We start from the raw sequence: 14959 nt of genomic DNA, 5'->3' as shown, positions 1-14959 counted from the left end.
GAGAAATCATATTGGAGACTATGAGAAACCCCATAACGAATATGGCAAAAGATGAAGAACCAGCTGTTTTTCACAAGTTGCCAAGTGACGATTCGGTTATCCCTCTCGCGTGGTATCCAGTGGCTTGGTCAAAAGAGTTGCGCGATCGACCTTTAAAATGTCGAATTGCTGGTATGGATCTGGTTCTTTATCGTACAAGCAAACAAAAGGCTTATGCGCTTGAAGCGTATTGTGCACATCGGGGAGCAGATTTGTCTTTAGGGAAATGCATTGGTGATCATTTGCAATGTGCGTATCATGGATGGGAGTTTTCTGAGAAGGGTATATGCGAGAAAATCCCTGCTCATCCAGACAGGCCGATACCTGATTTTGCGCGAGTCAGAGCGTATCCGGTCGAAGAGTGTGCAGGATTAATTTGGGTATGGCCGGATGCCAATATTCCATCTCAACCTCTGCGCGTATTCCCCGAACTTTTAGAAGCCCAGATGCGTTTGGCTGCCTATGAACAAACCTGGAACGCGCATCTCACTCGTGTAGTGGAAAGCGTGCTGGATGTGGCCCATTTGGCCTTTGTGCATGAAAAGACAATTGGGCGTCGTTTGCGTCCGGAAATTCCAAAAATTCAATTTTCAGTCGAACAGCAGGACGTTATTCAAATTCAAAACGGCGGCGGTCATTTGCGATATGAATTTCCTCAACAATGGATATTGACTCCATCATCAGAGGCGCGTCGTAAGTTTATTAATTATGTTGTATTCTCTCCGATGGATGGAAAGACAACTAAAATTTTTGGTTATGCGGGAAGAAATTTTATGCAGAGTGTACCTGGGATGGATAGAGTTTTTAGTCGTTATAGCTTGAAAATACTAAATGAGGATAGGGAAGTTGTGGAAAGTCAACATCCACGACCTATTCCTGAGGCTTTACGCATGGAGGCGCATGTTCCTGCAGATGCGCCGCAGATTCGGTTTCGACAGCGCTGGTTTGAGTTTTTAAGTTCAGATGAAGCCAAGTTGAACGTACAATCCTAAACCATGTCTTGATCGATTGTAAATTGAAGTTAGTGATTGCGTTGCTTAGATAGTTCACTAGGAGATTCGGTTAAGAACTGGATGGATACCCTGTTCTTAACCGAATCATATGTGTGTGTTATTCTGTCAAGAGTTCGTAACCAGGAAGAGTTAAAAATTCAACGCATTCTTCAGAAGTCGAGATTTTGTCAAACAATTGCTTGGCATCAGTGAAACGGGAATGATTCATCGCTTCATTGCCAATTTGCGACGCAATTTTTTCAAGTTCTTCATCAAGCAGTTGCCGGAAAAGTTCGACTGTCACTTTGCGTCCATCTTCCAAAATACCTTTGGGATGGTGAATCCATTGCCAAATTTGTGTTCTGGAGATTTCTGCAGTCGCCGCGTCCTCCATCAGATTGAAAATAGGAACTGCTCCAGAACCGCGCAACCAAGCCTCAATATACTGAAGTCCTACACTAATATTCGTACGCAATCCTGCTTCAGTAATCGAACCTTCAGAGGGACGGATAAGTTCTTCCGCCGTCACATGAACATCTTCACGCAATCGAGAAATCTGGTTGGGTGTTGGCATGTGTCGATTAAAAACTTCCATGGCAACAGGGACTAAACCAGGATGAGCTACCCAGGTTCCGTCATGTCCGTCTGTGACTTCCCGTTCTTTATCTGCGCGCACTTTAGCAAAAGCTTGTTCGTTAGCTGCTTCGTCGTTTTTCACTGGAATTTGCGCCGCCATGCCCCCATAGCGTGAGCTCCGCGACGATGACAAGTTTGAATCGTCAATAGCGTATAAGCACGCATGAAAGGAACTGTCATCGTTACTTGAGCGCGATCGGGCAAAAAGAAATCCGGCAAGTTTCGGAAACGTTTGATGTAGCTAAAGATATAGTCCCAACGTCCGCAATTTAAGCCTGCAGCGTGGTGACGAAGTTCATAAAGGATTTCGTCCATTTCAAATACTGCCATAATAGTTTCAATCAGAACAGTAGCTTTGATAGAGCCACTGGGAATCCCCAGTTTTTCTTCGGAATATTGAAAAACATGATTCCAAAGTCGAGCTTCTAAATGACTTTCCATTTTGGGCAAATAGAAATAGGGTCCCGATCCGCGTGCGAGGAGTTCTTTAGCGTTGTGATAGAAATAGAGACCAAAATCAACCAGTGCTCCAGAAGTCAGTTCGCCGTCTACGAGAATATGCCGTTCGGGGAGATGCCAACCGCGAGGCCGCATAATGAGCACGGCTGTTTGCTCATTTAAACGATATTCTTTTCCCTCAGGGGAAACATAGTCAATTTGGCGGCGAATAGCGTCAAACAGGTTGATTTGACCTTGTATCGTATTTTTCCAGGTGGGAGAATTGGCATCTTCAAAGTCCACCAAAAAAGCCTTGGCGCCAGAATTAAGAGCATTGATGACCATTTTTCGATCACTGCTCGGACCAGTAATTTCTACACGCCTGTCCTGTAAATCAGCAGGGACAGGGTCTATTTTCCAATCAGAGTTGCGAATTTCAGCCGTTTCAGGAAGAAATGTGGGTAGCTTTCCTGCGTTTAATTCAGCTTGACGCTTTTCTCTGTTTTGTAGCAATTCAAGTCTGCGGCGGTTAAAGTGGCGATGTAAATCAGCCACAAATTGTAGCGCGTCCATACTCAGAATAGGTTGGTATTCTTCACGCCACGCGCCAGGAATTTCCACTCCTTGGGGGGTGTTAAAACGGGTCATCTCTTGAACCTCCCTGTCTGAATGAATTGAACACTTAGAATCATATCACAGTGTTCTGAAATATAGAAGTGCGTTCTGATATACAGAACGCACTTTAGAGTATCCAACAAGTGTTTTAGGGAACCATACCTTTCCATACATGAGCTTGCAGAACAACTAAAATTCCTAAGAGTGCAGTCAGAATTAAGCTGTGAATGAATGTCCTGCGAATGACCAAACCTTCTTTTCCTTTGAGTTCGCCTGTTGATACGCCCGTAGATACGTTTTGTGGCGAAATCATTTTACTCATCACGGCACCACTTGAATTTGTAGCAGCCATTAAGGTGGGTGATAGATGTAAACGGTTTGCGGCGACTACCTGAAGATTGCCAAATAGGGCATTGGAAGAAGTGTCCGATCCCGATAAAAAGCAGGCTATCCAACCCAAAAATCCTGAAAAGAATGGGAATGCCGCACCCAAGGCTGCCACAGCAATACCCAGAGTATAGGCCATACCTGAATAATTATAGAGGTAGGCAAGACCTACGATGCACATAACCGTCAGTATGGGAAATCGCAATTGTCTCCAACTGTCTGCTGCCGCCAGCCAGAAATTTTTCCAACCAGAACGAAGTAACAAGGCAGAGAAAATAACGGCAACCAATATAGGTGTACCACTTCCAAGAGGTTGGAAAACGTAAACGGCTGCATACTTTTTCGCGTACAGTGTCAAATAAATAAGATTGTCCAAGCCTGGCCAGTGAATTTTCTGAGTACCGAGATCGGACAAATGCAAAAATGTCCAGGCTATGACAATCACTGTAATGGTGAGCCAGGGCAACCAGCCTCGCCAACCTTCTTTACTTGTAAAACCTTCAAAATCTTTGTTGCGTGATTCTGCATGAGCATAAGACTGAAATTCATGACTGTCTTTAGGTTTCCAAACTCGTGTGAAAAGAACAAGGACAATGAGAGAAACTAAAGCAGCCAGTACATCAGGAAGTTGTGGACCTAGATAATTGGAAACGAGAAATTGTGTAATAGCATAAGAGAATCCTGCTACAAACGCGGCTGGCCAGGCGCCTTTTAAAGCTTTCCAACCACCCATGACTAAAATGACATAGAAGGGTAGGAGGAAGGCGAAAAAAGGTAACTGTCGCCCGACCATGGCTGATAAATGGGCTACTGGCAAATTGGTCACAGAACCGAGTGTGACAATGGGTACGCCAAGAGCTCCGAAAGCGACAGGAGCGGTATCAAAAATAAGAGCGTATACTACGGCGTCCAAAACTGGAAAACCCAGACCGACAAGAAGTGCAGATGCAATGGCTACAGGTGTTCCAAATCCTGCTATTCCCTCCATAAGTGCACCGAAACTGAAAGCAATGACAAGCAGTTGAATTCTTCGGTCAGTTGTAGCGTAGCGATACATCCACCGGCGAAAATTTTCAAACGATCCGGTTCTTTGACTAAGGTTGTAGAGCCACATAGCGGCAAAGACAATCCACATGACAGGCCATAAGGCAAATACCGCTCCGTTGGCAATTGAACTTACAGCTAGATGAGCGGGCAATTTCCACACGAATACAGCCATAATAAAACCAATCACCAGGCCGCTCAGAGCCGCAATCCAGGCAGGTACACGAAGAATACCAAGCAGAACCAGGACAACGGCAATGGGAATCAATCCTACCAAAAAGGAAGGTAGTGTTGCGTGAGCAACCGGGAGTAAGAGCTGATGAAACAATGCGTGGGAAAGATTCAATCGGCTCACATCCTTCTGTAATCATGAATCGTAAAGCTTGAAATACAACGAGATCAGGAAATATATATGAAAGCGGTTACATTATTTTTCTGGACGCTTCCTATCCTCCTTTCTATGCTGTCATCGACAGACAAGGATCGTGTTCGACACATTCTATTGCGTAAAAATTCAAAATACAATATTCTAGAACAAAATTCTGTATAGTAGAATTCAGTAGGAAGAAATGTCTCCCGAATATCGGGATCATATTGAACATCAAGATTAGGGGATAGACATTTGGAGGATTATACGGTCAAATCTGTTGAAAAAGCATTGCAGTTGCTGGAAGCTGTCAGTGAGTATCCACAAGGAGTGGCTATTACTGAGTTAGCAGAACGTATGAGAATGGTCAAAAGCACTGTGCATCGTCTTTTGCAAACGATGATGCGTCGCGGTTTTATTGAACAGGACAGCACCACGGGACGTTATAAGTTGGGTTATGCTGTGCTCGATCTCGGTATGCGTTTATATGCGTCGATTGACTTGCGCAAGGAAGCTGAGCCCTTTCTACGCGAACTCGTGCAACAAACTGGTGAAGTTGTTCATCTGGCGCTAGTTGATCAAGGATCGGTCGTTTATATTGACAAATACGATAGTGCGAGTACCATACGTATGCACTCCAGAGTTGGCAAGCGAGTACCCGTTCATGCTACTGGGCTCGGAAAAGCGATTTTAGCTTTCTCTCCTCGTCAAATAGCACTTTCTATATTGGATCGATATGGGATGCCATCGCTGACTCCTTATACCATCACGAGTAAAGAAGTATTTATGCAGATTTTGCAACAAGTTCGTGAGAATGGTTTTGCGGAGGATGCCGAGGAGAACGAATTAGGTGTTTGTTGTGTGGCTGCGCCTATTTTTAATAATCAACGGCAGGCGGTTGCGGCTTGCAGTGTTTCCGGTCCGAAGGATAGAATGGACGACAAACGACGTCAAGAGTATGCTGAATATGTGCGACAGGCAGGGCATAACATTTCTATGCGACTTGGCTACGGATTAAGTGGTTCCTCTATTTAACGATTCGTTGCATGGAGTGGCTTTACGTGTGAAATACATCAAAAATTACAGAACGCAGTTCTGTAATATAGAACAATTTTTCAGAATGATGGCATGTTTCGGTTTTATTCGTTAAAAGATCATCCATGATAGGTCGGTAAAAGGTGGGGAAAGTATGGGGCAGCATCCAGATGAAGTGTTGGAAAAAATAAGTCTGTTACAGAAAACGGCAGCCCATTTTTCGGAAAATACTGGCATTACAGTGGAAGAAAGAGCTGGAATGTACAATAACCAATATCTTCATGTGAAAGCCCATAGTCCAGAGGCGGTTGTTTCAGTCATGAACTTGGCGGGAGAGAAGGGCTGGCGTGTACACCCTTGCGGAGCTGGGACGATTTGGCCAATGTTGGATGATAATTCCATGGACATTCTGCTGGAAGTATCTTCTCTTCAACAATGCATAGAGTATTCTCCTGCTGATATGGTCATTACCGTACAAAGCGGAATGTCTTTGCATTGTTTACAGAATATAGTTCATGAGCAAGGGCAGCATCTACCCGTTTATCCAGTTTGTCATCCTGGAGCCACTGTAGGAGGACTTTTGGCTGCCAATCATAATGGACCCGAAAGGGTGTTGTATGGTACTTGGAGAGATTTGTTGATTGGTGCACGGGTTGTGATGGCGAATGGTGAGTTATTGCGTACTGGAGGCAAGGTAGTTAAGAATGTAGCTGGTTATGATATGTCCAAGTTATGGGTAGGTTCTTATGGTTCTCTGGGTATTCTTACGGAATGCACTTTTAAGTTGCGTCCCTTGCCACTTTATCACTCCGTATGTCTATTAACTGGTGATTTTATGAAAATTTCTGAGGCTAGTTCCTTGATTAGAGATTCATCGTTGATTCCAAGTACTTTTGAGTGGATGTCAGGAGATGAATTGAACAACTTATGGGATACGCCAGCGCCAACAGCGTTAGCCATCGGTTGTCATGAGAACCAGCTTTCAGCTGAATACCAAGCTGATTTTCTTCGTCAGATTTGCCGTCAACTCGGTATTCAAATATCTGTCCTTCACGGGCAGGAAGCAGATGAATGGTGGCAACAATACCGCCAATTGCTTGCTTCCTATCCCATTCTCCTGCAAATACAGGCTAAGCCCACAACTTTGCCTGAAATTCAGAAAACATTGCACAACTGGTCTCACGTTACAGGTTGTCCAATAGAACAGAGTGCAAGTCAACCAGTGGGAGTTTTACGCATCTATACCAAGCCTACAGAAATCAATGCCCGTCTATTGATAACAGAGGCAGTCCGCCTAACTCGCCAATATTCAGCTACGCTTCAACTACTTTCTGCCCCATTTGCCTGGCGTTCCTCTTTGCTTCGTGAATTGCCCACTTATCTTCATCCTGTAGAGCAACAACTGATGAAATCGTTAAAACAATCGTTTGATCCAAATGAAATTCTACCCCAACTACCTATTTTGGGAGGCGGTTTGCTTGAGTCTGCCATTTGAAGAAGTACATCGCCAGTCATCTTTCATATTTGCGGATGCTCCAGATGAGGATAAATACTCCGTCTGTGTACATTGCGGTTTTTGCTTAGAAGTTTGCCCTACATATCAGGAGTGGTCCGATGAAAACCATTCACCGCGGGGAAGGGTTTATTTAATTAAACAAACAGCCGAAGGTCACTTGACTCTAAACGAAGATGCTATGGATCCCGTTTTCACTTGTCTAGATTGTCGAGCTTGCGAATCTGTTTGTCCTTCTGGTGTGCAAGTGGGAGCTTTGATAGAGGAGGCGCGAGGACAAGTGTTTTATGCCAATCCTAAAAGAGGTTGGCGAGGATGGTTAGAGCAACTATTTTTACGTGAGATTTTCCCCCATCCTAAACGTTTACAAAAGTTACGGGCTCTGACGCGTTTTTATCAAGTTTCAGGACTTCAAACTTGGGTGAGAAGGCTTGGGTTATTGCGGATTTTGCCTCGGCATTTACAGGCGTTGGAAGCGGCTATGCCTGAAGTGACTGTTCAACCATTACTAGGGAATTCGGAAAATTTACCAATGGTGGATGGCAAATCTTCAACTCGTAAAAATACGGGAGAAAAAGGTATGGTTGCACTGTTTACAGGTTGTGTGATGGATGTTTTTTATACGCATGTTCATGAAGCTACAGCTGAAGTCTTGCTTCGCAATCATTTCCAAGTTCATGTACCAAGCGAACAGAAATGTTGCGGAGCACTGCAGGTTCATGCGGGAGACCGGGAAACAGCGCGTTCGTTGGCAAGAAAGAATATACAAGCATTCCTAAATTCAGATGCAGATTATATTGTTGTTAACGCTGCAGGTTGTGGAGCGTTGTTGAAAGAATATCCTGAACTTTTCCGCAATTATCCAGAAGAAATAGAAAGAGCAGAGTTATTTGCATCTAAAGTCAGAGATATTTCTGAATTGCTTTTTGAAAAAGGATGGGAACCTCCGAAAGGTGAGCTTTGCGAAACTGTAGCCTATCATGATGCTTGTCATCTCTGTCATGCACAAAAAATACGGCATCAACCAAGAGCATTGCTCGCTTCTATTCCAGGACTTCAATTAGTGGATTTGCCAGATGCAGATCGGTGTTGTGGAAGTGCAGGTATATATAACCTGACACATCCAGAAATGGCTCAAAGACTTCTCGAACGTAAACTGGCGGACATTCCGGATAACGTATCCACTTTAGCAATGGGAAATCCGGGTTGTCTATTACAAATTTCCTCAGGTCTGAAAGAAAAAAATGTACCCGTCAAAGTGGTCCATACGGTGGAACTGTTGCAACGAGCCTACAGAATGGAAGGGGAAGGTGAAGACGGTGCTGCCAAGACATGTGCAAATTGAGCTTGAATACTTGCTCGGATCGGCAAATGTCATCTTTCAATCGGATAAGCTAAAAGCTTATGACTGCGATGCGTATGTAGCTGAAAAGGCGATGCCAAGAGCAGTAGTGTTCCCTCAATCTACTGAACAAGTGGCCTCCATTGTAAAAATCTTCAATCGCGAGCAAATACCTTTCCTTCCTCGTGGCGCTGGTACAGGATTGTCAGGGGAGCTACTCCGTTCGCTGGTGAGGTTGTCATTAGTTTAGTTAAAATGGATCGATTGCTGCATGTGGATTTTGAAAATCATCGAGCTATTGTGCAGCCGGGTTTTGTGAACTTAGTTTTAAGTCGCCAGATTGCACATCGTGGCTTCTATTACGCTCCCGATCCCTCCAGCCAGTCTGTATGCACCATAGGAGGAAATGTGGCTGAAAATTCTGGGGGATCGCACTGCCTCAAATACGGGGTAACGAGCAATCACGTAGTGGCTTTAACTTTGGTCACTCCCACAGGTGAAATTGTTACGCTTGGGCAGGTACATGGTGATGTGTTGGGATATGATTTACTGGGAGTCATGGTAGGTTCGGAAGGGACATTGGGCATTGTTACAGAGATTACAGTAAAAATTTTAAAAAAACCAGAATCGGTGGAAACTGTATTAGCTTATTTTCATACGGTAGCCGACGCTTCTGACACAGTTTCTGATCTCATAGCTCATGGTGTGCTGCCAGCTGCGGTAGAGATGATGGATCAATTGATGATGCAGGCAGTAGATAAAAGTGTCTACCATGTAGGTTATCCGCCGGAAATTGCGGCAGTGCTGCTGATTGAAGTAGATGGTCTTCAAGCTGGTGTAGAAGATATGGCCCAACGCGTATTGGATATCTGTTGTCGCCATAATGTTCATTCAGTTCGTCGGGCTGTTAATGAAGAAGAACGGAAACTTTGGTGGAGCAGTCGGAAGATGGCATTTCCAGCCGTAGGTCGAATTTCTCCTGATTATATGGTTCAAGATGGTGTGATTCCACGTACAAGGTTAACGGAGATATTGGCTAGGATTGCAGATTTGAGTCATGAATATGGATTGCGCGTCGCCAATGTCTTTCATGCTGGGGATGGGAATTTACACCCATTGATATGTTATGACGGCCGTATTCCAGAGCAGTTGGCGAAAGCGATGGATCTCGGCAGAAAAATTTTAGAGCTTTGTGTAGAAATGGGTGGGAGTATTACAGGTGAGCATGGTGTGGGAATTGAGAAAATTGAACAGATGAAAGTCCAATTCTCTTCTGTTGACTTGCAATGGCAGGAAAGGTTGCGACGTGTGTTCAATCCTGCTGATTTATGTAATTCTGGCAAGCTGATTCCACGCCCTGCCCGTTGTGCTGAATTTCGACAAATTCAAACCATGGTTGAAAAGTACGCAGCAGCGTTCCAGGAAACGGTATAATTCGTCAATACCAGCGCCCCAATCCATTGTCGACTGATTGGGGCGTGTAAATGGACTATCAGCTCAAATGACCAAACAGATTCTTCTTAATAAGACTTGGCGTACCATACGCTGTGTTTCGCTTCAGAGCCGCAGACTACGCATGTTTGTAAGTGAGTAGGCGGCTCAAAGGGAATGTTGCGGCTTGTAGCGCCAGTTTTCTCTTTGATAGTTAACTCGCAAACGTTGTCACCACACCAACCTGCTAAAACAAACCCACGCTGATTTTGTATAATATCATCTAATTCAGTAAAAGATGCAGCGATTCGGCTATTTTCTTCAGCAAATTGCTTAGCTTTGCGATACATATTTTGTTGAATATCCGTTAAAAGTTGTTCTACGGTCTCTTCTAATTTATTTATTGCAATAGCCTGTTTCTCTCCTGTGTCGCGACGAACCAAGACCACTTGTCCAGCATCCATGTCGCGCGGTCCTACTTCTAATCGAATAGGAATTCCTCGCATTTCATATTCGTTAAATTTCCAGCCGGGACTTGCATCTTCATTGGCGTCCATTTGAACGCGAATGTTACGTTTAGAAATTCGCTTCAATAAATCTTTGGCGTGAGTTACAACGCGTTCTCTCTCTTTTTGTGGACCAATTGGAATGATCATGACTTGGGTAGGTGCGATTTTAGGTGGTAGTGCCAAACCGCGATCGTCCCCATGAACCATAATCAGCGCTCCAAGTATACGTGTGGAGATCCCCCAGGAAGTCGTATGAACATATTTTCTCTCGTTGTCTTTATCGAGAAATTGAATCTCAAACCCTTTGGCAAAGTTTTGTCCCAAATAGTGTGATGTTGCTGCCTGCAGCGCTTTTCCATCTTTCATCAGGGCTTCAATTGAATAAGTGCTAACGGCGCCAGCAAACTTTTCTAGAGGTGTCTTTTGACCTTTGAAGACTGGAATGGCCAAGAAATTCTCTACAAAATCTGTATAGATGTTGAGCATCTGTTCAGTTTCTGCAATCGCTTCTTCAGCAGTTGCGTGTGCAGTATGACCTTCTTGCCAGAGGAATTCGCTTGTTCTTAAGAATGGAAGCGTTCGTTTCTCCCAACGCACTACGTTTGCCCATTGATTAATCAGTACAGGCAAATCACGATAGGACTGAATCCATTGTGCGTACATATGACCAATGATGGTTTCGCTGGTTGGCCTTACCGCCAGACGCTCTTCCAATTTTTCTCCGCCTGCTTCAGTTACCCAAGGTAGCTCAGGGTTAAAACCCTCCACATGTTCTTTTTCTTTCTGAAAAAAAGATTCTGGAATGAAGAGCGGAAAATAGGCATTACGGTGCCCAGTTTCTTTAAAACGTCTGTCAAGTTCTTGTTGGCAGGCTTCCCAAAGCGCATACCCATCTGGTTTAAACACAATACAACCGCGCACCGGCGCGTAATCCATCAAGTCAGCACGCCGAATGACGTCAATATACCAGCGTGAAAAGTCTTCGCTTTGAGGAGTAATTTCTTTGACGAAAGATTTATCAGATTTTGGCATACAGCGTCCTCCTTGTTTTCCTGTGCCCATCTTACACGGCAAGAAGCCTAAAGGAAAGTGCAGGAGAGTAGAACAAGCTTTCTTCGCCATAATAATTTTGTCAGGAGGAATTTCACATGGATACCATTACGCACGCTGCTATGGGCATAGGTGTCTACTCTACATGGTTGGCTTTTGCCCCGCCGGATCCCCATCTTTCCCACTCTGTCATGCTTGCGGCAGCCGTATTAGGCTCGGAAATCTGTGATTTGGATACCGTTATGCGTCTTTTTGGCAGGGAACGATTTTTATATGCTCATCGTCGCGCCACGCATTCTCTGCCAGGCACTCTCTTTTTCGCTTTATTGATTGCCGCTGTTTTTCAGTTGTGGAGTTCAGGGAAAGGTCCGGAAATTTTTTTTATGGCTTGGTTCTGTGCGTTGCTGCATGTGCTTAGTGATGTTTTGACAGCTTATGGTACGGCTGTTTTTTGGCCGATCTCGGAAAAAAGATATGCATTGGATGTCTTATTTTTATACGAATACGCATGGGATGTATGGCTTGTCTTAGGTTTAGTGTTACACCTCATGGGCATTCCGCTCTTGAAAGTAGTCATTCTTTGTGACGGATTGGCGTTGTTGCTGCTATTCATTCGTGTTCTGAATCGACTCATTTTACCTAAACGAGTACGTCCTATCCAGCAATTGGATGAATCTGCGGTTTTTCCACCCGCGCTACTTCCATGGCGTCAACAGTTTGTCTTTGCTCATCCTTCAGGAATAGTGCGTTTTGGAAGTTGTTCGTGGTTTAAATCTCCGGTGATAGATGCTGTTTATCAAACGGAGGAAACGCAAGCGTTTCATTATGTATTGCACGAAACCAAACTTGGTCGAGAGTTTTCACGCTTGGCGAGAGTGCTGATTGGGTGGACAGAGCGAGAGGGCGATGGATTTCGGGTACGCCTGGCGGATGCAGTGTTTCGTAGCGGGCGGTTGCTTCCTTTTCATATTTGGGTTGTATTGCGATTGGAAGGAGAACGTTTTGCCATTTTGTCTGAAGGTATGCGCTTTGAGGCATTTCGACCTGCAGCTTGGGGAGGTCAGGTAGTGGATTTTCCTTTAAGAAATAAGAAAAAAACTCCATCTGCTCATTCAATCATCCGTTGAGTGCGAATCTTCAGGAAGATAAGTTGCTTGGTTGTCGCTTAAAAATTCAGCAATCGATTCCAGTAAAAGAGAAGTGTTATCGAGTGCTTTACGTTCAGCGAGATGTTCAGCCAATTGTAAGTAACGAGCTCCTTCTTCAGAAACCAGCAAAGGATAGTTTACAGTAGTCATCTTTTCCTCTCGTTCGTTGTGACTGTCAAAATAGCTGAGCGGCAAATCAAATGCATGGGCAATCCGGCAGACCACATCGAAGGAAGGATTTTTGCGTCCCCCTTTTTCAATGGCGCTTAAATGGCTCATAGAAATTCCCGTCCGTTGACAAAGTGTTGCCAACGTCCAGTGTCTTTGTAGTCGCAAGTACCTGATTTTTTCTCCCAGTGTCATGTGGCCACCCCACAACAACGCTCAGTATGCTTTATCAGTATAGGAATGTTATACAAATGTGTAAAGAGGAGAGACGATTCTCTAAGTCTCTCCATTTTTTATATGAGTTACGTGTGGCCAGTATCTAGACCACTCATCCCGGCTTACTACTGCCATGGACAATAACTCATCAGACTCAAATTGTCTTCGTCGGAAAAACTTTCGATAATGCGATGGAATTTTTCCGGTATCAGAATAAAAACGATGAGGGGGTAGTTTACGCCAGGCTAGAATAGCTTGCATATTCTCTGTAGGGATGAGAAAAAGAACCTCCTCAATAGAAAAAACATGTATGAGATTGTGAATCAGTTCTGACTTGACAGGCAAATTCCACCCCTTATTGCGAAAAGAAGGGAGTAGATAGGTTCCAGCCTCCATACGCCGTTGGCCATCGTTAAACCACTGTTCATCAATGAGGGATACGTACGCAAAGCCAATGGTCTGTTCTGACTCATTCCTTGCAGATGTTTCGCCTGCCTTTTGGAATGAGTTCTCACGCTGGATAGGGTGCATAGTAAATATCCATGCTTCGGCGCTGCCGTTTGCTCGGCCAAGTTGTAAGCTCGCCCACCATGACAACACTGATGTTGTAGAAAAAGCCATAGCAAAGGCTTGATCGGATTCAAGAAGAGGTAGTAAATCAAGTAAATTCTCCTCAGTCATGGGACAAACACTGGAGAGCTGAAGCATGAGTGACTTCCTTTCTGTAGGAATCTCAATGTTTGCAAGATGCTCATTCTAGCATACGGTAATTGAATATTAAGAGAAAAATTTTTCGCGCGTTTTCTACAATCGTATAAAAATGGCAGACAAATTGAGTCAACATCTGCTAGAATTTACTCTATTGTAGAAAATGATGGGGTGGTGGGTGTGGCACGTTTGTCTGAAAATGTAAAATATTACCGAACAGTCAAAGGGATGTCGGTTCGAGAACTTGCCATGAAAGCAGGAGTTAGTTCTTCATATATCTATGCCATAGAGTCGGGCGCTAGAGGAAGCAATTTAACTAAATTGGAGAAAATTGCAGAAGCTTTGGAAGTTCCGCTACAACGATTGTGGGAGGAGAAAAAACACCCATGAGTCTTCGTACAGGACTGGAAAAAAGACGAAAAGAGATGCGACTGTCACAATTTGAATTGGCGAAAGGACTGACCTCTCAGAGTCATATTTCTCTTCTTGAAAGAGGGTTAGTAAAGCCGTCCAACGAGTTGGCGGAAGCACTTTCCCAAAGATTGTGTTGTTCAGTGGAACAACTATTCGCAGCAGATGACAGTTCTCTCCTGCAAGGGAAACTTTTGCAAAAGGCTTGGCATGCTTTTTTGCTATCTGAGTTATCCCAACCTGAGGGTTTGAAAGAATTATGTCAAATTAGGGAGGATTTGCTTGATATACAAGAGAAATTGCTATATCAACACTATCTTATCTCCTCTCAAAGTCTCACAAACGAATTGGACTGGTACGATTTTGAGAGAAGATTAGACTGCGTCTGGCTGATTCCAGCAGGAAAAAGCAGAGAAAGCAGACAGAGGGAAATACAGCGCAAGGAAGAATTACAGCGTCTGGTGGTAGACGCAGCTACTCGCAGAAATATTTATGCTCATCTGGGTCGAATGGAAGCTGCCGATTGGTGGAGTCAACAGGAATGTCAATTGCTGCAAAGGTGGAACTGGTATCAGATGCAGCCGCTTGTCGATCAGATTTGTCACCGTCTATATGATTCCAAGGAAGAAAGGGAACTTCATGATGCCCACGCCTGAAGAGATTGGATATGCAGATGCCATTCGTCAAATGCAGCGCGCCTTGCATCGCAGGCAAAAGCAGTTACAAGAACAACTTGAGCAACCGGAGATTAGCAGCGAAGCAGAGGTAAAACTTCAAGCAAGGTTAGATGAAATCAAACATTGTTTAGAGGTTCTTGAATCCATTCACCGCTGATCTTTGATAAAAATTTTATAGGAAATTATCAAAAAGTTGTTAACATGTGATACCATGCGGATAAGTGACTTCGTAA

12 protein-coding genes and 2 pseudogenes are annotated in these 14959 nt (G+C 44.2%); 9 read left to right on the top strand and 5 right to left on the bottom strand.

Annotated elements, in window-relative coordinates; genetic code table 11:
- Positions 1 to 20: 20 nt before the first annotated feature.
- Positions 21 to 1031, top strand: a complete 1011-nt coding sequence (locus tag FY534_RS12260; RefSeq protein ID WP_238413764.1) for an aromatic ring-hydroxylating oxygenase subunit alpha — start codon at positions 21 to 23, stop codon at positions 1029 to 1031.
- Positions 1032 to 1149: 118 nt separating this feature from the next.
- Here FY534_RS12260 and aceB read toward each other — a convergent pair.
- Together aceB and FY534_RS12250 are read right to left on the bottom strand one after the other, a co-directional pair.
- Positions 1150 to 2753, bottom strand: a pseudogene (aceB, locus tag FY534_RS12255) (malate synthase A).
- Between the two features lie 115 nt (positions 2754 to 2868).
- Positions 2869 to 4497 (bottom strand): L-lactate permease, encoded by a 1629-nt coding sequence (locus tag FY534_RS12250; protein ID WP_370541534.1) that lies wholly within the window; start codon positions 4495 to 4497, stop codon positions 2869 to 2871.
- Positions 4498 to 4773: 276 nt separating this feature from the next.
- Here FY534_RS12250 and FY534_RS12245 point away from each other — a divergent pair, with 276 nt between their 5' ends.
- From FY534_RS12245 to FY534_RS12230, 4 genes and pseudogenes are all read left to right on the top strand, one after another.
- Positions 4774 to 5553 (top strand): IclR family transcriptional regulator, encoded by a 780-nt coding sequence (locus FY534_RS12245; RefSeq protein WP_072875074.1) that lies wholly within the window; start codon positions 4774 to 4776, stop codon positions 5551 to 5553.
- A gap of 154 nt (positions 5554 to 5707) precedes the next feature.
- Entirely contained in the window at positions 5708 to 7048 is a 1341-nt protein-coding gene (locus tag FY534_RS12240) for an FAD-binding oxidoreductase (RefSeq protein WP_203114706.1), read from the top strand.
- Positions 7032 to 8411, top strand: a complete 1380-nt coding sequence (locus FY534_RS12235; protein ID WP_238413551.1) for a (Fe-S)-binding protein — start codon at positions 7032 to 7034, stop codon at positions 8409 to 8411. Before FY534_RS12240 ends, FY534_RS12235 begins: the two co-directional genes overlap by 17 nt.
- Positions 8311 to 9842 (top strand): annotated as a pseudogene (locus FY534_RS12230) (FAD-linked oxidase C-terminal domain-containing protein). The gene FY534_RS12235 and the pseudogene FY534_RS12230 overlap by 101 nt, the downstream one beginning before the upstream one ends.
- A gap of 86 nt (positions 9843 to 9928) precedes the next feature.
- Here FY534_RS12230 and proS read toward each other — a convergent pair.
- Positions 9929 to 11380 carry a proline--tRNA ligase gene (proS, locus tag FY534_RS12225; RefSeq protein WP_203114704.1) on the bottom strand — a complete coding sequence of 484 codons (1452 nt, stop codon included), beginning with the start codon at positions 11378 to 11380 and terminating at the stop codon, positions 9929 to 9931.
- Between the two features lie 116 nt (positions 11381 to 11496).
- Between proS and FY534_RS12220 the strand changes: the two genes are divergently transcribed.
- Entirely contained in the window at positions 11497 to 12525 is a 1029-nt protein-coding gene (locus FY534_RS12220; protein WP_203114703.1) for a metal-dependent hydrolase, read from the top strand.
- On the opposite strand, the gene FY534_RS12215 is transcribed toward FY534_RS12220, so the two are convergent.
- Both FY534_RS12215 and FY534_RS12210 read right to left on the bottom strand, forming a co-directional pair.
- Positions 12511 to 12909 carry a helix-turn-helix domain-containing protein gene (locus FY534_RS12215; RefSeq protein ID WP_255567372.1) on the bottom strand — a complete coding sequence of 133 codons (399 nt, stop codon included), beginning with the start codon at positions 12907 to 12909 and terminating at the stop codon, positions 12511 to 12513. The two genes, FY534_RS12220 and FY534_RS12215, sit on opposite strands and share 15 nt — an antisense overlap.
- 81 nt (positions 12910 to 12990) lie before the next feature.
- Positions 12991 to 13638: a hypothetical protein gene (locus FY534_RS12210; protein WP_072875067.1), complete on the bottom strand. Its 648-nt coding sequence runs from the start codon at positions 13636 to 13638 to the stop codon at positions 12991 to 12993.
- A gap of 180 nt (positions 13639 to 13818) precedes the next feature.
- On the opposite strand from FY534_RS12210, the gene FY534_RS12205 reads away from it, so the two are divergent.
- From FY534_RS12205 to FY534_RS12195, 3 genes are read left to right on the top strand one after another with little or no spacing between them, the layout of a single operon-like run.
- Positions 13819 to 14028, top strand: coding sequence for a helix-turn-helix domain-containing protein (locus FY534_RS12205; RefSeq protein ID WP_238413550.1), 210 nt, complete (start codon positions 13819 to 13821; stop codon positions 14026 to 14028).
- The gene (locus FY534_RS12200; protein ID WP_203114699.1) at positions 14025 to 14705 is read left to right on the top strand and encodes a helix-turn-helix domain-containing protein; all 681 of its coding nucleotides are present in this window, start codon (positions 14025 to 14027) and stop codon (positions 14703 to 14705) included. The genes FY534_RS12205 and FY534_RS12200 overlap by 4 nt, the downstream gene beginning before the upstream one ends.
- Positions 14692 to 14883 carry a hypothetical protein gene (locus FY534_RS12195; protein ID WP_129583649.1) on the top strand — a complete coding sequence of 64 codons (192 nt, stop codon included), beginning with the start codon at positions 14692 to 14694 and terminating at the stop codon, positions 14881 to 14883. Before FY534_RS12200 ends, FY534_RS12195 begins: the two co-directional genes overlap by 14 nt.
- Positions 14884 to 14959 lie beyond the last annotated feature (76 nt).

Source organism: Alicyclobacillus sp. TC (assembly GCF_016804365.1).
Lineage (GTDB): Bacteria > Bacillota > Bacilli > Alicyclobacillales > Alicyclobacillaceae > Alicyclobacillus_I > Alicyclobacillus_I tolerans.
This window is presented reverse-complemented; position numbering and strand designations above follow the sequence as displayed.